Source organism: Thermus altitudinis, assembly GCF_022760835.1.
In the GTDB taxonomy this organism is placed as follows: domain Bacteria; phylum Deinococcota; class Deinococci; order Deinococcales; family Thermaceae; genus Thermus; species Thermus altitudinis.
This window is the reverse complement of sequence record NZ_JAKTNQ010000030.1, coordinates 1-20,044: the sequence shown is the minus strand read 5'-3', so window position 1 is coordinate 20,044 and position 20,044 is coordinate 1. Positions and strand designations below refer to the sequence as shown.

The window sequence follows — 20,044 nt, the reverse complement described above, 5'->3', positions numbered from 1 at the left end:
TAAAGCCCGTAAAACCCTTTAAGTTTAGTGAACTAGAGCACAAAAGTCAAGGGAATGACCTCCACCATCTCCCCCTCCTGGGCATCCTGGCCCGGGGAAAGGGCAACCAAGGCGTTGCCCAAGGCCATGGAGCGCAAGACCCCGCTGGACTGGTTCCCCGTGCTGCGCACCACCAGCTCCCCATCAAAGGAAAGTACCCCGCGGCGGAAGGCCTTCCTATCCTGGGCTCCCTTAAAGGGGGTGAGGGCCTTGGCCTTCAAGGACCGGTAGGGAGGGTCGGTGCGGCGCTGGAGCTGGAAGAGGAAGGGCCGGCCGTAGAGGAAGAAGGAAACCATGCTGGAAACCGGGTTTCCCGGAAGCCCCAAGACGGGGATGCCCCGCAGGCGGGCCAGAAGGAGGGGCTTTCCTGGTTGTTGTTGCACCTTCCAGAACACCACCTCCCCCACCTGCTCCAACACCTTGCGCACCACGTCGTACTCCCCCATGGACACCCCCCCGGAGGTGAGGAGGAGGTCCAAAGGCCCTGCCGCCTCCAGACTTTCCAACACCCTATCGGGCTGGTCCTCCACCTTGCCCAGAAGCACCGGCTCGCCCCCCGCCTCCTGTACCAGGCCGAGAAGGCTATAGGCGTTGGAGTTGTACACCCCACCAAAGGGCAGGGGTTCTCCCGGCTCCACCACCTCATCCCCCGTGGAAAGGATGCCCACTCGAGGACGCCGGAATACCTTTAGGCGCGGATATCCCATGGCCGCCGCCAGGCCCAGCCTCCCCGGGGTGAGGAGGTCCCCCCGCCGCAGGTACACCTCTCCCTTTTTTAGGTCATCCCCCTGAGGGCGGATGTCCTTAGGGCTCGCGGGAGCCAAGAGGAACACATATTCCCCCTCCCTACGGGTATCCTCCACCCGGATGACGGCATCCGCTCCCTGGGGAATGGGGGCTCCGGTGTAAACGGCCACCGCCTCCCCTTGGCCAACCCTTCCGGCAAACGGCCTTCCCGCCGGGGATTCCCCGATAACCCGAAGGCGCACAGGGCTTTCCCAGCTGGCCCCCAGGGTATCCTCTCGCCGGCAGGCATAGCCGTCCACGGCGGTATCGTCCTGGTCAGGGTGGTTCACCAAGGAGGCCAAGTCCTGGGCCAACACCCGGCCATACGCCTCCCTTAGGGGAACCTCCTCCACGGAAAGCTCCCCTTGGGCCTCCCTCAAAACCAGGGTCAAGGCTTCCTCCACGCTAATGCCCGTGCGCATAGGCCCAGTCTAGGACAGACCGTCCCGCTTCAGGAAGTGCGTTCCTCATAGGCCCTCCGAAGCCCCCCCAGGGCCCAGGGCCAAAGGGCAATCCCCAGGGCGTACAGGCCCAGGGTGGTGGCGAAGAGGTAGTTGAAGGCCGCAAGGCCCAAGGCCTCCTGCAGGGCACCGGAAAGGGCACTGCCCAGGGAAAAGAGCAAGCTCCAAAGGGCCGCTTCCACCAAGAAGAAACCGGGGCGTTCCCCCTCCTCCAGGTAATCCATCACCAAGGCGGCGTAGACCGGCCCGGCAGCGTTCATAAGGGCCCCGCGGATGAGGAGGGCCAAGGTCACCAGAGGAAGCCAAGAGACCCAGGCCAAAATGGCCAAAAAGGGTAGGGATAGGGCCTGGACAAACACGATGGCCCCCAGCTTCCCCATGCGGCGCACCAAAGGGGGCTGAAGGAGCATGGCCCCTCCCGTAGCCAGGGCGGAAAGGGCAAAGATGAAGCCCGTGGTCCCGTAGCTAAGGCCGAACTTTTCCCGCATATATAGGTTCAAGAAGGGGATCACCAGCCCGGCCCCAAAGCCGATAACCGCCTGGGGCACAAAAAGGCGAAGCCAAAGGCCAAACCGCCCCGAGAGCCTTGGGGGTGTCCCCTGGCCCTCGGGAAGCCCAAGGAGAAAGGGCAGGGCCAGGAGGAAAAAGGGCAGCCCGAAAAGAAGCACCCATCGGGCCCCCACCCATTCGGAAAGGAACCCAGCAAGAAGGGTGGAGAAAAACCCCGAGGCCGTGGTCAAAGCCGCTTGTAGGCTGAAGAGGGAAACCCACCTCTTCGCCGGCACCAACCGGGCCATAAGCGGAGCCCCCGCCCCCTGCACCAAGGCCCCGGCCAAGCCATACCCCGCCAAGGAGGGGAATACCCCAAGGCCAAGCCCCAAAAACAGCCCGCTTCCCATGGCTAAGGCCAAGGCCAAGAGCAGGCTTTTGCGGTAGCCCAGACGGGGGATGAGGTAGGCCAGGGGCAGGGCAAAGACCACCCCCACCAGGAGCAAAAGGGCTTGGGCAAACCCAATGGCCTGACGGCTATAGCCCAAGGCCTCGAGGTGGAAGTTGAGAAAAAAATAGACCAGATTGGCCCCGAAGGACCACAGGAAGCTGGCGAGAACAAGCCGGTACTCTGCTGTACTCAGTACATTCTTCATTACAGACCTCTCCCCGGAAGGGCAAACCTGGGCTACAGCCCCCAACTACCCTTCCTGCCGGCTGGGGCAATGGGCCGCCAAGGGGCAGTCCCCACAGCGAGGCTTCCGGGCCAGGCACACGTACCGCCCGTGGAGCACCAGGGCGTGGTGGACGAATACCCAGTCCTTTTTGGGAAATAGGGCCTCGAGGTCCTTGCCCACCCCCTCGGGGCTTTTGGCCTGGGAGAGGCATAGCCTTCTCGCCAAGCGGGCCACGTGGGTGTCCACGGCAATGCCCGGCACGCCAAAAGCCGCCCCCAGAACCACGGTGGCCGTCTTCCAGCCCACCCCCGGTAGCGCCATCAAGGCCTCCTTTTCCCTGGGTACCTCCCCCCCATGCTCCTCCACCAGCCTTCTGGCTAAGGCCACCAGGTTCTTGGCCTTGCTGCGGTAAAGGCCGATGCGCTTTATATAGGGCTCCACCTCTTCCGGCGAAGCCTGGGCTAAGGCCTGGGCGTCGGGAAAGCGGGCAAAGAGGGCTGGGGTGGCCTCGTTGACGCTTTTGTCCGTGGCTTGGGCGGAAAGCACCGTGGCCACCAGGAGCTGAAAAGGGCTATTGTGCTTAAGCTCCGTCTTGGCTCCAGGGTAAGCCTCCTTTAGGGCCTCCAAGATGGCCAAGGCCCGCCTTTTCTTCTCCTTTAGCCCTTCCCTAGGGCACCCCACAGCGTCCACTCTACAATGGGGGTGTGGATGCGCCAAAGCTGGGGCTGATTGTACGGGAACCTTACGCCAGCCTCATCGTGGATGGCAAAAAAACCTGGGAGATCCGCAAACGCAAAACCCGCCATCGGGGTCCTTTGGGCATCATCACCAGCGGGTATCTCATCGGCCAAGCCGATCTCCTGGACGTGCAAGGACCCTTCACCGTGGAGGAGCTTTTAGCCCACCCGGAAAAACACCTGGCGGACGAAGCCTTTCTCCGGGCCTACGCCGGGGAACAGCCCCTGTATGCCTGGATCCTGCGCAACGCCTTCCGCTACGAAGAACCCCTCTTCGTGCCCAAAAAGCCCGGCAGGGTCATCTTCGTGGATCTTTCCGAGGTATGGCCATAAGCCCCCCATACCCCACAAAGACCAGGAGGTCCGGATCCAAAGAGGCGATCACCTCCTGGCGGTGGGTGGCCACCATTAGGGTGATGCCCGCCTGGCGCACCAGCTTGCCCAGGCCCAGGGCCACCCGCCTGGCCGTGGGCACGTCCAGGTGGGCCGCAAACTCGTCGATCAGGAGCAGATCGGGGCGCTGGGCCACCAAGAGGGCCAGGCGGTAGCGCTCCCGCTGCCCCGTGGAAAGCTCCTTCGGCCTCGCCCTGTAGAGCACGGCGTCGGAAAGCCCCACCCGGTTTAGCACCTCTATGGCCGCCCCCACATCCCCAAGCTGGCGATAAAGTCTCTCCAAGATGGGCTCCTGGCCCAGGTCCACCTCCCATTCCCCCGGGATATAGGCCACCCGCCTGCCCTGGGGCACCTCCATCTCTCCCCCATCCGGGGGCTCCCCCAGGAGGAGGCGAAGAAGGGTGGTCTTCCCTGCGCCGCTGGCTCCGGCTATGGCCACCACGCTGCCCGGAGGAACCTCGAGGTCCACCTCCCTAAGGATCGCCCGCTCCAAAACCCGGGCCTTGACCCCAAAGGCTGCAAGGGTCTCCTGCACCTCGGGGGAAAGGTCGGATAGGTCCAAATGGTTCCGATACCCCTTGCGAACCCCCACCAGCCGGACGGGCTCCGCCAACCCCTGCACCTTCCCAAAACGGGAAACGAAAAGCCTCCCCCGGTGGGCCCTGGCGTAGGGGTCCTCCTTTAAGAACTGCTCCATGTAGTGCTCCGCTTCCCCTGTAAGGGGATAGGCCAAGACCGGCCTTCCCGAGGCGGTATCAAAGAGGTAGCGGAAACCCACCTTCTCAAAGAAGGGATGGTAGCGGGCCATCTGGGCCACGGTGTACACCAGGTGCTTCTCCCGCCTGCCCTCGGGAACCGCCCGCTCCTTAACCCACGCCAAAGCCAGCTCCACCAAAAGGGCCCCCAGACCCTCCGAGCGGTAGTCGGGATGCACCACCACCCGGGCGATGCGGCTGGCGGCGGTGTACACCTGGTCCAGGGCTCCTTCCCAGTCCTCCCCGCCCTCAAAGGTGGGGTGGAACCAATCCTGCGGAAAGATGCGCTCGCGGATGTTCCGCTCCACACCCCCAGGGATCCTGCGGTGCATCCGGGGAAGGGGTGGATCCAGGCGCACGTAGCCCAGGATCCGGGGCTCAAAGGGTAGGCGCTCCACCAACTCCAGGATGAGGAACCGGCTGGCCGGGGTGGAGCCCCGGATCTCCTTCAGGCGGGCCTCCCCCCCGCATCCACAAAGGGGCTTGGTGTTGGCAAGAAGGGTCATCCCGCAATGGGGGCAGACCCATTGGGCCACCACCTCCTTCTCCGAGGCGTAGTGGTACTGCTCCAGCTCGGCGATGGCCTCAAAATCCCCCTCATACATGGCCTCCCGCGCGCGCAGACGGTAACGGTACACCTCGCCCCCTAGGGGGCTTTCCCGAATGTGGTCCAGCGTCTTGAGGAACAAGGGCCACACGGGGAAAACCCCCTTGAGGGCGTACTCGTCAAAGCCCAGAAGGGGTTGGCGGAACTCCGTGGTCAGCCGAACCCGATCCCCGGGACGGAGCCATTTCGCCGCGTCCCCGGTCATGCGAAGCCTCAGCCCCCCCTCGAGGAAAACCTCCCCGAACCAGCGCCAGTAAACCTTCCGTCCCTGGACCCTCACGGGCGTTAATAGGCCTTGGCGAAAAACACCCGCTTGCCGTAGGCGCTTTCCCGCCCACAGCGCACGCAAACCCCCTGTTCCGGCTCGGCCTCAAAGGGCACGCAACGGGTGGTGGCGGTGGTCTCCTCCTGGATGGCCTTCTCGCAGGCCCGGTCCCCGCAGTGGAAGGCCAAGGCGAAGCCTTCCTGCACCGCCTCCTTGAACTCCTCGTAGGTGTCCACCTTGCGGGTGTGGGCCTCCCGGAACTCCAGGGCCCGTTGGTAGAGGGCCTGGTGGAAGGCATCCAGCTTCTCGGGTAGCACGATGGGGAGGGTTTCCAAAGCCAGGCGCTCCTTTCCCCCCAGGCGGCTCGCCAGCACGGCCTCGCCCGCCTCCAGGTCCTTGGGCCCCAGCTCTATGCGGAAGGGCACCCCCTTAAGCTCCCACTCGTGGAACTTGTACCCTGGGGTGTACTGGTCCCGGTCGTCCAGATGGACGCGAAGCCCCGCCGCAAGAAGGCGCTTCTTGAGATCCCAGGCCGCCTCCAGGACCCTCTCCCGGCTTTCCTCCCGGTAGATGGGCACGATCACCACCTGGATGGGGGCCAGGCGGGGGGGCAGGATGAGGCCCTGATCGTCCCCATGGGTCATGATGATGGCGCCAATAAAACGCCAGGACAACCCCCAGCTGGTGGTGTGCACGTACTTCACCTGGAGGTCCTTGTCCTGGAACTTGATGTCAAAGGCCCGGGCGAAGTTCTCCCCCAGGTAGTGGCTGGTACCCGACTGCAGGGCCTTGCCATCCCGCATCAAGGCCTCAATGGTGGTGGTGTAGACCGCCCCGGCGAACTTCTCCTTCTCCGTCTTCATCCCCTCCACCACCGGGATAGCGGCGTACTCCCGGGCCAGCTTGGCGTAGATGGCAAGCATCCGGCGTACCTCTTCCTCCGCCTCCTCCCGGGTGGCGTGGGCGGTGTGTCCCTCCTGCCACAAGAACTCGCTGGTGCGCAAGAAGGGCCGGGTGCGAAGCTCCCAGCGCACCACGTTACCCCACTGGTTGAGAAGCTGGGGAAGGTCCCGGTAGCTTTTGATCCACTTGGACCACATGTAGCCGATCACGGTCTCCGAGGTGGGGCGCACGGCTAAAGGCTCCTCCAGCTCCTCGCCCCCCGCATGGGTGACCACGGCCAGCTCCGGGGAGAAACCCTCCACGTGCTCGGCCTCCTTTTGCAGGAAGCTCATGGGGATGAAGAGGGGGAAGTAGGCGTTTTGGTGGCCAGTTTCCTTAAACATGCGGTCTAGGACCCCCTGGATGTTTTCCCAAAGGGCATACCCATAGGGACGCACCACGATGGTGCCCCGCACCGGCCCGTAGTCGGCGAGCTCCGCTTTTTGGATGACCTCGAGGTACCACTCGCTGAAGTCCTGGCTTTGCGGCGTTAGACCCTTCTCCTTCGCCATACCCGTTCATCTTACTTGCCTGATCTTGGCTAGGGGAATAGAATGCGGGGGCAACACCGGAGGTGGACCATGCGCAAGATGGTTGGCTTTGTATTCTTGGCTCTCTTGGCCCTAGGGCTGTTCTCCTGCACCCAGCAGGGGCCCACGGGTTCCGGCCTTTCCGTTCAAGGAGTGGCACCTAAGGAGCGGTACCTGGTGGTTTTCAAGAGCGAAACCCTGCCTCCCAACGCCCAGGCCCTGGCCCAAAGCGTTGGTGCACGGGTGGTCAAGGTCTTGGAGCCCATCGGGGCCCTGACGGTGGTGGCGGACCGAGCCACAGCCAACCGCTTGGCCCGAAACCCCCAGGTCCTGGCGGTAGGACCAGAGCGCCGCTACACCTTGCCCAAGACGGAACGCATCCTTTTCCAAGAAGAAACCTATGGCGCACCCACCACAGCCGACAACCTCTACAAGTACCAGTGGGACATCAGACGGATCGGCGCTCCTGAGGTGTGGCGGAGGGTGCCCCTGGAGGTCCAGGGCCGGGCCACGGTGGCCGTGCTGGACACCGGGGTCATGGACAACCACCCGGACCTGGTAGGCCAGATCACGGATTTCGTGGCCACCAACTACTGTTATGAAACCGCAGGTCCCAACAACACCCCCAGCTACCCCAAGTACACCCTGTGGATTGACTTTGATAACCTTGACCCCAACAACCTGTGCACCCCTGCCCCCAGTACCCTCTACGAAGCCCACGGGACCCATGTCTCCGGTACCATCGCCGCCGCCTTCGGTGGGGGCCGGGTGGTGGGGGTGGCCCCGGGGCTGAGGATCGCCGCCTACAAGGTGTTTGACCGGATCCACTTTACTGAAGGCGGTCAGGAATACGACGACGTTGGCGCCTTTGACGGCCCCATCTTTGAGGCCATCATAGATGCTGCCCAAAAGGGCTACGACGTCATCAACATGAGCCTGGGTGGCACCCTGGACACCCGCAATAAGGACGACGTGGCCGCCATGGTGGCCTGGGACCGGGTGATGAAGTACGCCAACCGCATGGGCACGGTGATCGTGGCCTCAGCGGGGAACAGCGCCCAAAACGCCAACGGCTATCTCGTCCACATCCCCTCTGACCTCCCCACGGTGGTTTCCGTCTCCGCCACCGGTACCGCCACCCCCCTTTGGCGGTACCCCTACCCCACCAACGAGACCCTAAACGCTGTACCCGGCCAGGACATCCTGGCCTTCTACTCCAACTACGGGGCCGCCGTGGATCTTTCCGCCCCCGGAGGCGACTGCGGCCTGGACGAAAACGGCCAAAGCTGGTGCACCCGGCCCAGCAACCAGCGCCCTCCTGGGTGGCGTTACCACCTGATCCTTTCCACCATCATCATTAGGGAAGACCTTCCCGCCTACGCCTGGTATGCCGGTACCTCCATGGCCAGCCCCCACGTGGCCGCGGTGGCCGGCCTGGTGAAGGCCCTGCACAAGGACTGGACCCCGGGCCAGGTGCGGGCCCACCTAAAGGCCACCGCAGAGGACATAGGAAGCCGGCAACTCTTTGGCCATGGCCTGGTGAATGCCGATCAGGCCACGCGCTAAGGCAAACAAGCGGGGAAACCCCCGGTTTCCCGGGGGTTTTTCCTTGGCCGTTAAAATGGCCCCATGGACCTCTTCTCCGTCTTCCAAGAGCTTCGGCAAGAGGGCAAGGCCAAAATCCTCCTGGTGGTCCTGGACGGGGTGGGGGGGCTTCCCCTGGAGCCCGGAGGGCCCACGGAACTGGAGGCCGCCAAGACCCCCAACCTGGACCGCCTGGCGGAGGAAAGCGCCCTGGGCCTCCTCACCCCCGTCTACCCTGGGCTTACCCCCGGCTCCGGCCCCGGGCATTTGGCCCTTTTCGGCTATGACCCTTTCCGCTACCTGGTGGGCCGGGGAGCCCTCAGCGCCCTGGGGCTTGGCGTGGACTTCCGGGATGGGGATGTGGCCCTAAGGGGCAACTTCGCCACCCTAAGCCCCGAGGGTCAGGTGCTGGACCGCCGGGCAGGCCGTCCCAGCACCCAGGAAAACCGGCAGGTAGTGGCCAAGCTCCAAGAGGCCATCCCTCGGGTAGAGGATGTGGAGGTTCGCTTCTATACGGAGAGTGAGCACCGGTTTCTGGTGGTCCTGAGGGGGGAAGGCCTTGGGGATGGGGTCACGGACACCGACCCCCAGAAGGCGGGGCTTCCCCCCCTTAAGGCGGAGGCCCTGGACGAGGCCTCGAGGAAAACCGCCCGGGTGGTGAACCTCCTTTCGGAGCGCATCCGGGAGGTGCTCAAGGACGAGCCCAAGATCAACGGGGCCCTTTTCCGTGGGGCCTCGAGGCGGCCCTCCTTCCCCAGCATGGCGGAGGTCTACGGCCTGCGGGCGGCGGCCATCGCCAGCTACCCCATGTACAAGGGCCTGGCCAGCCTGGTGGGCATGGAGGTCCTGCCCGTAGAAGGCGAAGGCGATGCCCATGAGGGGAAACTTCAGGCCCTCAGGGAACACTGGGACCAGTACGACTTCTTTTACCTTCACTTCAAAAAACCCGACGCCAAGGGGGAGGATGGGGACTTCCTGGGTAAGGTGGCGGAGATCCAACGCTTTGACGCCCTTTTGCCGGAAATCCTAGCCCTAAGGCCGGACGTCCTGGCCCTCACCGGGGACCACTCCACCCCCGCCCTCCTCAAGGCCCACTCCTGGCACCCGGTGCCCCTCCTCCTCAAGGCCCCTTACCTACGCCAGGATGCCGCCCGCCGCTTCACCGAGGGCGAGGCCCTTAAGGGAAGCCTGGGGCACCTAAGGGGGGTGGAGCTCATGCCCCTTCTCCTGGCCCATGCGGGGAGGCTCCTCAAGTACGGGGCCTAGCCCACCGGATCCGCAAGGAGGGGTTTGAAGCCCTCCCTAGGGAGGCGCCGCAAGGGGTGGGCGAACCCCGGGAGGTGCGGGGCTATTCTCCTGCCGGGCCAAGGCCCTGGAAAGGCCCTACAGGGCCGGGCATCGTCCCGGCAGACAACCCCCTTGTCCTACCCTCCCCCAACCGGACACCGCCCGCCTAAAGCCCCGGGAGGACCCTTAGGTCCAGTCCCTCCCCGAGCCCAAGGGCATCCCCTGGGGGAGGGGGTGTCTACCCCCGTAGACGGAACGAAGTTGGCCCCTTACGCCCAAGCGGGCATCCGGGAGAGCTGGCTGGTGGACGGGGAAACCGGCCTCTAGGCCCTAAAGGTACCCCGCCCGCCGGAGCTCCTCCGCCACCGCCTCGAGGACCATCTCGTAGGCCCGGTCCAGGTCTACCCCCTCGAGGGTAGCCCCGGCCGCAGGCACATGCCCCCCGCCCCCAAGCCTTACGGCGATGTTCTGGGCGGAAACCCCACCCCGGGAGCGGATGGAGACCTTCACCCCTTCCCCTCGCTTGCGCAGGAAGACGGAAACCACACTTCCTTCCACGTAGCGGATGAGGCCCACGAAGTCGTCGGAGTCCTCCTCGTCCCGCTTGGCCTCCTCAGGAAGGTGAGCGGTGACCAAGAGCCCCCCGTAGTGGAAGGCCACGGTGGAAAGCACCTGCCCCATGAGGCGGAAGTAGGAGGGCGGGCGGAACTGGAGCCTATCGGTGAGCTCGGCAAGCTTCACCCCATACCCCAGAAGCTCCGAGGCCACCTTGAGCACCTCCGGGGTGGTGTTGGCGAAGCGGAAGTTGCCGGTATCGGTGAGGATGCCCGTGAGCACAGGGGTGGCGATCTCCGCCGTCCACTCCACCCCCAAAAGGTCAATGAGGTCCTTCACCATCTGGGCGGTGGCCGCCTTGGAGGGGTCCACCACCGCGATGTGACCAAAACGGGGATTGGTGCCGTGGTGGTCAATGTTGATGACCAACCCCTCCACCGGCACCCCCACCACCCGGCCCGGCTCGGCGCTGTCCAGGGCCACCAGGGTGGCCCCCACGGGAAGCTTCTCCAAAGGGTCCGAGTACTCCTCCTCCTTGGGCAGAAAGCGGAGGAACCTGGGAGGTTCGGCTACCCAGTAGGCCTCCTTCCCCAAGGCCTTGAGGGCCCGGTAAAGCCCCAAGGAGCTACCGATGGCGTCCCCGTCGGGGTCCACGTGGGTGGCGATGTAGATGGGCCCCTCCACGACCTTCAGGACCTCGGCCACCAGGCGCATCTTTTCCCAGTACTTGGGGTCGGGAGCGTTACCGTCCATGGCCTCTAACCTACCATGCGAAGGGGTTCTTCACCTCAGGGATAGGCCTGACCGCCTCTTCCCCATCAGGCCCCCAAGGGGAAGGATCGCCCGCTCCCATTTGGCCGGGGTGGAGCGGGCACACGCGTAGACCCAGTGGCCCTAGAGGTTCCACCCCCCGGCCACCTCGAGGACCTGCCCCGTCACGTAGGGCTCCCGCACGAAGAAGAGCACCGCCTGGGCGATCTCCTCCAGGAGGGCCAGCCGGGCCATGGGGATCTCCTGAAGGGGCTTGGAAACGGAGTTCTCCGCCACCCCCGGGGCCACCACGTTGGCGGTGATCCCCGCCTGGGCGAAGCGCTTGGCGATGGCCTTGGTGTATAGGATCACCCCGGTTTTGGCGATGGCGTAGGGGGTGATGTGGGGCCGGGCCAAGAGGTTCTGGGCCCCGGCGTAGCCCAGGTTAACGATGCGCCCATACCCCTGCTCCACCATGAGGGGAAGGACCCTTTGGGTAAGGAGGAAGGTGCTGGTGAGGTTGGAGTCCAAAATCCAGCGCCACTCTTCCAGGGAAACCTCCTCAATGGGTTTAAAGAGGTAGTCCCCCACGTTGTTCACCAGAACGCCAACCCCCCCCAGGTGGTAGCGCACCTCCTCCACCAAGGCCCGGACCTCCTCCTCCCGGGTGAGGTCGGCCCGCACCTTGATGGCCTTTACCCCCAAGGCCTCGGCCTCGAGGCGGGTGGCCTCGGCCAGACCCTCCGAGGTGCGGTAGTGGACCGCCACCTGGAAGCCCTCCTTGGCCAGGGCCAGGAGGATGGCCCGGCCAATGCCCTTGGCGCTCCCCGTGACCAAGGCGACCCTCATCTTCCCTCCAGATAGGTTTCCAGCAAAACCCGAGTGAAGCTGTTCAGAGGAAAAGAAAAGCCCTCTTCCGGCCTTACCCAGGCCCACTCCAGGATCTCCTCCCCGGGCCGCACTTCCCCTTCCCCTTGGGCAAAGTAGTTGAAAAGGAGCATGTGGGTGGGCTTGTGGAACTCCGGGCTAAAGATGGCCTCCTGCACCAAGGCAAAGCGCACTTCCTTAAGGCCCAGGCCCACCTCTTCCCAAAACTCCCGCCTGAGGGCCGCCTCCAAGGACTCCCCCCACTCCACCTTCCCCCCAGGCACCCCCCATAGCCCCCGCCACTTTTGGGTGCGCACCAGAAGCACCCTACCTTCCTGTTCCACCAGGGCTCCTACCGTGGGGATGGGATGGCGCGGAGAATCCTCCATAAATACCAAAGCATAAGATACAGGGCCTGAAGGACCACGAAGGTAAGATAGGCCCTAGGCTGGTGAAAGAGCAAGAAGACTCCCAGGAAGAAAAGCTGGGTGGTGAGGCCCAGGTTCACCACCCCCGCCAAGGCCCCTTCGTCCCAAAACCCCATGGGGGAAAGGCGAAAACGGCGCAGCAAGAAGGTCTCCAAAGCCCTTACAGCCCGGTCCTGGGGCAGGAAAAACCCGCGGTAAACCCCCCGCAAAAAACCCAGGAGGGGGCCAGGGGGATCCAGTTTCTCCGCGGGCAGGGGGAGACCCCGGGCTTCCCTATAAAGCCTTTCCAGGTTAAAGTCGTGGGACTGGACCCAGGTGAAGACCACAAAGGCCAGGGCGGAAAGCTCCCAAGCCCCGGTACGCGCCCCCAAGGCCACAAACAGGAAGAGGTTTCCCAAGAGGTCCAGCTCCGTGTCCAGATACCGGCCCAGCTCCGTGGCCTCCCCCCTCAGGCGGGCCAGCTGCCCGTCGGCATTATCCAGAATGGTCTTTAGTTGAAGGAGAAGGGCGGCCGCCACATCCAGGCCCCTAAGGATACACCAGGAGGCCAAGAGGACCAAAAAGGTGTGGAAGAGGACCAGGTGGTGGGGCCTAACCGGGGTGAAGAGGAGAAGGCGCACCACCAGGTGGGCCAGGGGGCGGAAGAGGACGATGTTCAAGAACTCGTGGACCGGCCTTTCCTTGGCTCCGGGAACCATGCTCAGTCACGGATGTGGGAGAGCACGCGGGCCACCACCTCCTCGAGGGCCATCTCGCTGGTATCCACCACGATGGCCTCTGGAGCAGGCGCGCTTTGGCCCCTGTCCAGTTCGTCCCGCCGCAAAAGGTCCCTAAGCACCTCCTGGTAGTCCTGGGGGCGCTCGGCGGTGCGCCTTTTGGCCCGCACCTCGGGCCGGGCCGTGAGGTAGAACTTGTGGGGAGCCTCGGGGAAGACCGCCGTGCCCATATCCCGCCCCTCGGCCACGAAGGGCGGTGGAACTTCCTTTAGCCTTTCGTTGACCCAAGAGCGCACCCCGGGATGCCGGGCCACCAAGGAAACCACCCGGTCCACCTCCGGGGTGTGGAGGTGGGGGGTCAGGTCCTCCAGCCCCGAAGGCCCTTCCACCACCACCCGGTTCCCCTCGGCCTTGGGCAGGAGGCGGAGGGAGAGGCCTTTGAGAAGGCGCAAAACCCCTTTCTCATCCCCTGGCTCCACCCCGGCCCTCGAGGCCAGATAGGCCACCGCCCGGTAGAGGAGGCCGCTGCTCAAATAGGGCACCCCCAAGGCCTCCGCCACCCTTTTGGCCACCGAGCTTTTCCCCGAGGCAGAAGGCCCATCTATGGTCACGATGCCTCGCATAGCCGCTTCAGGTCCTGGAAAAAACCGGGATAGGAGATCTCCGCCCACTGGGGTTCATGGATCCTCACCCCCACCCTAAGGCCCGCCACGGCGAAGGCCATGGCGATCCGGTGGTCGTGGAAGGGCTCCACTTCTCCCGGCCGCACCCCGCCCCCTTGGATCCTCAGCCAGTCCGGCCCTTCCTCCACCGCCACCCCTAGGGCCCTAAGGTTTTGGGCGATGGCGGCAACCCGGTCCGATTCCTTCACCCGCAGTTCGGAAAGGCCCGGAATGTAGGTCTCCCCTTCCGCCCAAGCCGCCGCCGCCGCCAGGATAGGCACCTCGTCCACCATGAGGGGGATGAGACTTGGGTCCACGGAAACCCCCTTCAGGGGGCTATACCGGGCCCGGATCCAGCCCACAGGCTCCCCCGCCTGGCCCTCCACCACCTGCCACTCCAAATCCCCCCCCATCTCCCGGAGCACCTCTAAAAGCCCCGTGCGGGTGGGGTTTAGCCCCACCCCCTCCACCGTAACCTCCGAATCCGGAACGATGAGGGCCGCCACCAGGAAGAAGGCCGCGGAGGAGAAGTCCCCGGGCACGGTAAGGTCCTTGGCGGGGAAGGGCTCGGCCCTTTGGGTGCGGATGCGCTGCCCCTCCTTTACCAGGGGCAGGCCAAAGTGGTGGAAAAGCCTTTCCGTGTGGTCCCGGGTGGGAACAGGCTCCACCACCTCCGTGACGCCCTCGGCAAAAAGCCCTGCCAGGAGAAGGGCGCTTTTCACCTGGGCGCTGGGCACGGGAAGGGTATAGGAAATCCCCCTTAGGCTCCCACCCCGCACCGCCAAAGGCGCCTTCCTCCCCCCTTCCCTTCCCTCTATGGAGGCCCCCATGGCCCGCAAGGGCTCCACCACCCGGCCCATGGGGCGGCGGCGCAAGGAGGCATCCCCCGTTAGCACGGCAAAAAGCCCCTCTTGCCCGGCTAGGATTCCCAGGAGAAGCCGCATGAGGGTGCCGGCGTTGCCGCAGTCCACCACATCCTCAGGCTCCTGCAAGCGAAGCCCCTGGCCCCGCACCCGGAAGTGGGGGCCCTCCTCGAGGACCTCCGCCCCCAAGGCCTGCATGGCCCGGGCGGTGGAGAGGGTGTCTCCCGCCTTCAAAGGGTAAAGGAGCCTTCCTTCTCCTTGGCTTAGGGCCAGGAGCATGAGGCCCCTATGGGTCACGGACTTGTCCCCAGGAACGCGCAAGCGTCCCCGCAAGGGGCCCAAGGGGCCTAGGTCCAGGTAGGGCCGGTCCATGCCCCCCAGTCTGAAAGGCAGGTGGGCTTTGGTCAAGGCCGGAACCCGGCTAAAATGGAGGACAAGCATGGCCCTGACCTGGCAAAGCCCGGTCTACCTGGAGCGCCCACGGCTTTTGGACCTCCTGCCCCAGGAACCGGGCTTTGCCGTGTGGCTGGAAGCCCCTGCCGGCTTTGGCAAAAGCGTCCTGGCGGGGCAGCTTTCCGCCCGTCTGGGAATACGCACCTTCTGGATCAGCGCCCTCTTGGGCGAACCCAAAGGGCTTCTGGCCAAGGCCCTAGGCCTCCCCGAGGAGGTGCCTTGGGGAGCGGTGGTGGAGGCCCTCAAGTCCGAGCCCACCCTGGTGGTCCTGGAGGACCTTACCGGTAAGGAGGGCCTCTCTCCCCTCCTGCGCACCCTTCCCGCCCTGGTGGTCCTGGCCAGCCGCAAGCCCCTCCCCTACCCTGAACTTCCCAAGCTCTTGGCCGAGGGAAGGCTCGTCCACCTAAAGGCTTCCCATCTGGCCTTTACCCTCGAGGAGGCCGAGGCCCTTTTCGCTGGCAAAGAAGGCTTTGCGGAGGCCCACCGGGCCACGGGGGGCTGGCCCCTTCCCCTTTTCCTCTCCGCCCTCACGGGAAACCCCCCTGAGCCCAAGGCCCTCCTGCAGGGCTTAAGGGAAAGCCTGTCCCCCGGGGAGTTCCAAGAAGGTCTTCTGCTGGCCGCTCTTCCCCACCTACCCCCTTCCCTGGCCCGCCCAGAAACGGAAAGCCTCTTCCACAAAGGGCTGCTAAGGCGCCTGCCGGAGGGCTACGCCCTCCACCCCCTCCTCAAGGAGATGGCCCGAAAGAGCCTCCTAAAGGAGGTGCAACGGGCCGTGCGCCAAGCCGCGGGAAGGCTTCCCCCCGCCTTGTTGGCGGAAGCCTACTGGGAAGCGGGCCTCAAGGGGGAACTTTTGTCCCTTCTAGAGAGCCCCATCACCCTGCCGATCCCCGCGGAAAGGCTTTTGGATTGGCAGGACCTCCTCCGCCAAGGGGGCCCAAGGGCCCACCTGCGCCTGGGGGAGGCCCTGGCCCAGTGCGGCAGGAAGGAGGGGCTGGCCCTGTTGACAGAGCTGGCGGAATCCTCCCCGGACCCCGCCTTGGCCCTCACCGCCATGGGCCACCTGGCCTTTTACCTCTCGGAAAGCCTTTTGGGCCGGGACCTCCCCCGGGCCCGGGCCTACTTGGAACGGGGCCTGGCCCTCCTCCCTAAGGTCAGCCCCGAGCTGGCCGGCCGTTTCCTGAACGACGCCGCCCGGGTACCCTTTGAGGAAGGCCGGCCCGAGGAGGCGGCAAGGCTTTTGGAAGAGGCCCTCCGCCACCTACCCCCGGAAAGCCCCTACCGGATCGCCCCCCTCAGCAACCTGGCCCTCCTGCGCTTTGAGCTAAAGGGGGCCTTTCGGGAAAGGATAGAGGCCCTCGAGGAAGCCCTGGGGCTGATGGAGCGCCATATCCCGCAAAACCTCGCCGGCCACCTCCGGGACCTGGGCTGGCTCCACCTCCTCCTGGGGCAGAGGGAGAGGGCGCGTGGCTACTTGGAAAGGGCCCGCCAGACTCCTGGCCACCCCCTGGCCTCCCTGGAGGCCAAGATGCTCCTGGCGCACATGGACAAGGATGCCGAAACCCTCGCCCGGCTGGTGGCCCAGGCGGAACTCTGGGAAAACGCCTACCTGGTGGAAAGGGGAAGGGCCCTCTTGGCGGAGCTCAGGGGGGATCCGGGCCTGGTGGAGGGCCTTTCGGGTTTCTTCCCCAGCCTCACCCGGGCCCTTTTGCGAAAAGACCCGGGGCTTCTGCCCCCTTATCCCGGAAACCTAGAGGAAAGGCTCCTCTGGCACGCTGCCCGCTACCGCCTCCTCGCCGAGGAGGAGGACCTAAAGGCCCTCCTCACCCTAACCGATGTTGGCGAAGGCCTCCTACCAGGCCTCCTTCCCCTGGAGGCCCTCCCCAGGAAGCGCCCCGAGCTGGCCCGGGCCTACCCCCTCCTCGAGGTCCTGCGTTCCGGATGGAAGGAGGCCATCGCCCTGAGGCTCCCTGAGATCCCACCCTTAAGGGTCCAGGTCCTGGGGCGCTTCCAAGTGGAACATCCCTTGGGGCCTGTAACCCTGAAGGGAAAGACCAGGGAAGTCTTCGCCCTTATGCTCCTGGGCCTGCCCCGGGAGGAGGTGGCCTTTGCCCTTTGGCCGGACATGACCGAGGAGGCAGCCTTGAACAACCTTTACGTGTGGCTGGTCCGCCTTCGCAAGGTCCTGGAACCCTGGGGGGTGCCCACCTACCTGGGGGAGGAGGGGCTGATGCGGGTGGAAGCCGATCTTTTTGCCCTAGAGGAAGCCTTGCAACGGGGCCAGGCGGAAAGGGTTTTGGAGCTTTACCGAGAACCCCTCTTCCCCAGCCTGGACCATCCCCTTTGGGATCGGAAGCGGGAGGAGGTTTTCCACCGGGTGCGGGCCTTATTCCTCAAGAGGGGGGAACCCCGCTTTCTGGAGCGGATCTTGGAGCTGGATCCCCTGGACGAGGAAGCCCTCCTCCCCCTGGTCCGATCCTACCTATCCCAAGGCCAAAGGGCCCGGGCCCTGAGGCTTCTTCAGCGCTACCGCAAACACCTTTGGGAGGAACTGGGGGAGAAACCCTCCTCCAAGGTGGAGGCCCTCATCCAAAGCCTTCAGGGCTAACCCCGAGAAACCACCCCTCCCCTTCCACCCAGACCTGTTCCCCCGGCTCCAGGAGGAAGGTAGCTGGGGGTTCCAGGTGGATTCCCTGCACCTGGGCCTTCCCTTCCAGGAGGGTTAGGAGAAGGGGCGCCTGCGGATGGAGGCCTAGCCCCCCGGGAAGGGGGTAGCGATGGAGACGAAAATAAGGGGTCTTGAGCAGGCACTCCCCTCCCGCCACGGGCTCAGGCCGGACTGGGGGTAAGGGGGTGGGCTCCAAAACGGCCACCTCCAGGGCCTTTTCCAGGTGGAGCTCCCGGGGACGGCCGTAATCATAAAGTCGGTAGGTGAAGTCCGAGGGGGTCTGGACCTCGTAAACCTGCACCCCCGGGCCCAGGGCGTGCACCACCCCTGCCGGTATGTAGACCACTTGGCCAGGGGTAACCCGGATGCGGTTTAAAATCCCCTCCAGGGTTCCTTCCGCTACCCTCCTTCGTACCTCCTCTCGGCTTACCGGTTGGGCAAAACCGTATACGATCTCCCCTGGGGTGAGCACGTACCAAGCCTCGTACTTGCCGGGCCCGCCTTCCACCCTTAAGGCATAACCATGGGGTGGGTGGACCTGGACGGAAAGCCACTCCACCGGGTCCAAGAGTTTTACCAACAGGGGCGCTTCCGCCAACCAGACCTCGCCCACTCCCGGGCCAAAGCCCAAGGCGCTCCCTCCCCAAGGACGGACCACCGGCTTAGGGTGCAACACCTGCACAGGGGTTAGCATAAGGGGTATGCGCGACCTGGACCGGGAGGAAACTTATCTGGCGGACCGCCGGGGCTTAGCCCTGGAGCTTCGCGACCTGGTGGGTTCGGGGCCCGTGCCCACCCGCCCCTACCCCGCACCCCACGCCGCCTTGGGCTATGGGGAAGGCCACTTCGCCGCCCGGCTCTCCGGCCTCCCTGACTGGACAGAGGAAGGGACCCTATTCGTGCTGGAGGGAGGGTACGACCTGGGAGAGGCCGCGGCCCTTTCCCTTCTGGCGGAAACGGAGCGGGTAGGGGTGGTCAAGCTGGGCCTCCGCCCTGGTGTGGAGGTCTACCTCTCCGCAAGCCCCTTGAACCCTTACCGCTACCTGCGCTTCCTCCTTCTGGCCACGGGGCAGGAGGAAGCCCTTTCCGAGGTGGATAAGGTCCTTCTGGAGGAAAGAAGACGCCTTACCCCGGAGATCCCCCTCGAGGAGAACCCCGCCAAGTTCCTGGCCTACACCCTGGTGGAGAGGATCCCCCTCCTCTACGCTCCCTTTTTCCGCCCCTTGGAGGAAGCAGGGCAGAGCCTTTTTGCCCGGATTGGGAAAAGCCTAGCCCTCACCCCACCCCATAGCGCCCTGGAGTTTTTCCTCACAGGCCTCGAGGCCCGCCACGAGCAGGGAGACCCCCTGGCCGCCCTCCTCCTGGGGGAGGGGGAGGCGGTACGCCTGGCCAAGGAGATCCTGGAAACCCGGGTGGACGCCATCGCCGAGGTGCCCGCTCCCTCAGGCAGCCGCCTGGCCCAAGCCCTGGCCCTGTGGTACCGTCTGGCCTGGACCGCCTACTACCTGGCCTTGCTCTACGGGGTGGACCCCTCCGACCCGGAGGTGCTGGAGCGCCTGCGGGAGGCCACCTAATACCCCACCTGGGAAAGACCCAGATGGGACCCCGGTAAAGGCTTACCGCCAACCCAGTCCCGGTGGGCTTGCCAAGAGCAAAGAGAAAGGGGGCAGGCCCCGTGCCAAGGAAGACCTTTCCCAAGCCAGCGGATCTCCAGGAAGCCATGGCTCTGCAAAGGAGCCTGGCAGAAAAGGTGATCCTGGAAGGAAGCCTGGCAGGCGTTCAGCGGATCGCCGCCCTGGACGCCTCCCACAAAAGGGGGAAGCCCCTGGTGGCAGTGGCGGTGCTATACCACTTGGAGAAGGGCCCTCTTGCCGTGGGGCTAGGGGTGGTGCCCGAGGAGGACCTCTTTCCCTACATCCCCGGTTTCCTCTCCTTCCGCGAGGCCCCTGCGTATCTTCAGGCGTTAAGCGCGCTTCCCGAGCCCCCCGAGGCCCTACTGGTGGATGGCCAAGGCATCGCCCATCCCCGGGGCCTGGGCATCGCCAGCCACCTGGGGGTGCACCTGGACCTCCCCAGCATCGGCGTGGCCAAACGCCTGCTCTATGGCCGTCTGGAAGGCCCCTTGCCCCCGGAGGCGGGAAGTGCGGTACGGCTCCTCTCCTCGGAAGGCCGCCCCCTGGGCTACGCCTACCGCAGCCGAAAGGGGGTAAAGCCCCTCTTCGTCTCCCCGGGCCACCGGGTGGGCCTGGAGGAAGCCCTGGCCTTTGTGAAGCGCCTGCCCACCCGCTTCCGCCTTCCGGAGCCCTTGCGCCTGGCCCACCTCGAGGCGGGCAAGGCCTTGCGAAGCCTGGACCCGTGACGACTCCCCACTCTAAAGAGCGGGGCTTCTCGGCTCCGGGTGTAAACCCGTCACCGAAGGCTCCGTCCCAGCCCTGGCCAAGATGTTCACTGCCGCTGCCACGTCCCGATGGAGGAGAGTGCCACAAGAGGGACACGTGAACTCCCTGACCCACAGGGGCCTCTTCTCCCGGTG

At 65.0% G+C, this 20,044-nt stretch carries 20 protein-coding genes; 7 read left to right on the top strand and 13 right to left on the bottom strand.

The window, feature by feature from the left end:
* Positions 1-32: 32 nt before the first annotated feature.
* From L0D16_RS09990 to nth, 3 genes are read right to left on the bottom strand one after another with little or no spacing between them, the layout of a single operon-like run.
* A complete protein-coding gene (locus L0D16_RS09990) occupies positions 33-1,247 on the bottom strand; it encodes a molybdopterin molybdotransferase MoeA (RefSeq protein ID WP_243031763.1) in 1,215 nt (404 codons plus the stop codon).
* Positions 1,248-1,276: 29 nt separating this feature from the next.
* The gene (locus tag L0D16_RS09985) at positions 1,277-2,431 is read right to left on the bottom strand and encodes an MFS transporter (RefSeq protein ID WP_243031762.1); all 1,155 of its coding nucleotides are present in this window, start codon (positions 2,429-2,431) and stop codon (positions 1,277-1,279) included.
* A gap of 45 nt (positions 2,432-2,476) precedes the next feature.
* Positions 2,477-3,142, bottom strand: coding sequence for an endonuclease III (gene nth, locus L0D16_RS09980; protein WP_243031761.1), 666 nt, complete (start codon positions 3,140-3,142; stop codon positions 2,477-2,479).
* Between the two features lie 14 nt (positions 3,143-3,156).
* Here nth and L0D16_RS09975 point away from each other — a divergent pair, with 14 nt between their 5' ends.
* Positions 3,157-3,522 (top strand): ASCH domain-containing protein, encoded by a 366-nt coding sequence (locus tag L0D16_RS09975; protein WP_243031760.1) that lies wholly within the window; start codon positions 3,157-3,159, stop codon positions 3,520-3,522.
* On the opposite strand, the gene L0D16_RS09970 is transcribed toward L0D16_RS09975, so the two are convergent.
* Complete coding sequence (locus L0D16_RS09970; RefSeq protein WP_243031773.1) at positions 3,488-5,224, bottom strand: GNAT family N-acetyltransferase; 1,737 nt, start codon at positions 5,222-5,224, stop codon at positions 3,488-3,490. The two genes, L0D16_RS09975 and L0D16_RS09970, sit on opposite strands and share 35 nt — an antisense overlap.
* Before the next feature lie 5 nt (positions 5,225-5,229).
* A complete protein-coding gene (gene proS / locus L0D16_RS09965) occupies positions 5,230-6,663 on the bottom strand; it encodes a proline--tRNA ligase (RefSeq protein WP_243031759.1) in 1,434 nt (477 codons plus the stop codon).
* A 69-nt stretch (positions 6,664-6,732) separates the two neighbouring features.
* Between proS and L0D16_RS09960 the strand changes: the two genes are divergently transcribed.
* The 3 genes from L0D16_RS09960 (at position 6,733) to L0D16_RS09950 (ending at position 9,879) form a co-directional block, all read left to right on the top strand.
* Complete coding sequence (locus L0D16_RS09960; protein ID WP_243031758.1) at positions 6,733-8,247, top strand: S8 family serine peptidase; 1,515 nt, start codon at positions 6,733-6,735, stop codon at positions 8,245-8,247.
* 63 nt (positions 8,248-8,310) lie between these two features.
* Positions 8,311-9,531 carry a 2,3-bisphosphoglycerate-independent phosphoglycerate mutase gene (locus L0D16_RS09955; protein ID WP_243031757.1) on the top strand — a complete coding sequence of 407 codons (1,221 nt, stop codon included), beginning with the start codon at positions 8,311-8,313 and terminating at the stop codon, positions 9,529-9,531.
* Positions 9,532-9,786: 255 nt separating this feature from the next.
* The gene (locus L0D16_RS09950) at positions 9,787-9,879 is read left to right on the top strand and encodes a Uma2 family endonuclease (RefSeq protein ID WP_243031756.1); all 93 of its coding nucleotides are present in this window, start codon (positions 9,787-9,789) and stop codon (positions 9,877-9,879) included.
* 3 nt (positions 9,880-9,882) lie between these two features.
* Here the strand turns inward: L0D16_RS09950 and L0D16_RS09945 are convergent, their stop codons facing one another.
* From L0D16_RS09945 to aroA, 6 genes are all read right to left on the bottom strand, one after another.
* Positions 9,883-10,860, bottom strand: a complete 978-nt coding sequence (locus tag L0D16_RS09945) for a DHH family phosphoesterase (RefSeq protein WP_243031755.1) — start codon at positions 10,858-10,860, stop codon at positions 9,883-9,885.
* Between the two features lie 141 nt (positions 10,861-11,001).
* Entirely contained in the window at positions 11,002-11,706 is a 705-nt protein-coding gene (gene tmpR, locus L0D16_RS09940; RefSeq protein WP_243031754.1) for a bifunctional dihydropteridine reductase/dihydrofolate reductase TmpR, read from the bottom strand.
* Positions 11,703-12,113, bottom strand: coding sequence for an NUDIX domain-containing protein (locus L0D16_RS09935; protein WP_243031753.1), 411 nt, complete (start codon positions 12,111-12,113; stop codon positions 11,703-11,705). The genes tmpR and L0D16_RS09935 overlap by 4 nt, the downstream gene beginning before the upstream one ends.
* Entirely contained in the window at positions 12,077-12,850 is a 774-nt protein-coding gene (locus tag L0D16_RS09930) for a CDP-alcohol phosphatidyltransferase family protein (protein WP_243031752.1), read from the bottom strand. The genes L0D16_RS09935 and L0D16_RS09930 overlap by 37 nt, the downstream gene beginning before the upstream one ends.
* Positions 12,851-12,852: 2 nt before the next feature.
* A complete protein-coding gene (gene cmk, locus L0D16_RS09925; RefSeq protein ID WP_243031751.1) occupies positions 12,853-13,491 on the bottom strand; it encodes a (d)CMP kinase in 639 nt (212 codons plus the stop codon).
* Positions 13,476-14,765, bottom strand: a complete 1,290-nt coding sequence (gene aroA, locus L0D16_RS09920) for a 3-phosphoshikimate 1-carboxyvinyltransferase (RefSeq protein ID WP_243031750.1) — start codon at positions 14,763-14,765, stop codon at positions 13,476-13,478. The genes cmk and aroA overlap by 16 nt, the downstream gene beginning before the upstream one ends.
* Positions 14,766-14,832: 67 nt before the next feature.
* Here aroA and L0D16_RS09915 point away from each other — a divergent pair, with 67 nt between their 5' ends.
* Positions 14,833-17,451: a BTAD domain-containing putative transcriptional regulator gene (locus L0D16_RS09915; RefSeq protein ID WP_243031749.1), complete on the top strand. Its 2,619-nt coding sequence runs from the start codon at positions 14,833-14,835 to the stop codon at positions 17,449-17,451.
* On the opposite strand, the gene L0D16_RS09910 is transcribed toward L0D16_RS09915, so the two are convergent.
* A complete protein-coding gene (locus L0D16_RS09910; protein ID WP_279231339.1) occupies positions 17,429-18,205 on the bottom strand; it encodes a class I mannose-6-phosphate isomerase in 777 nt (258 codons plus the stop codon). The genes L0D16_RS09915 and L0D16_RS09910 overlap by 23 nt on opposite strands.
* A 7-nt stretch (positions 18,206-18,212) precedes the next feature.
* On the opposite strand from L0D16_RS09910, the gene L0D16_RS09905 reads away from it, so the two are divergent.
* A complete protein-coding gene (locus L0D16_RS09905; protein WP_243031747.1) occupies positions 18,213-19,085 on the top strand; it encodes an SIS domain-containing protein in 873 nt (290 codons plus the stop codon).
* A 146-nt stretch (positions 19,086-19,231) separates the two neighbouring features.
* Complete coding sequence (locus L0D16_RS09900) at positions 19,232-19,870, top strand: endonuclease V (protein ID WP_243031746.1); 639 nt, start codon at positions 19,232-19,234, stop codon at positions 19,868-19,870.
* A 12-nt stretch (positions 19,871-19,882) separates the two neighbouring features.
* Here L0D16_RS09900 and L0D16_RS09895 read toward each other — a convergent pair whose 3' ends face one another.
* Positions 19,883-20,026 (bottom strand): zinc ribbon domain-containing protein, encoded by a 144-nt coding sequence (locus L0D16_RS09895; RefSeq protein WP_243031772.1) that lies wholly within the window; start codon positions 20,024-20,026, stop codon positions 19,883-19,885.
* Positions 20,027-20,044: the final 18 nt, after the last annotated feature.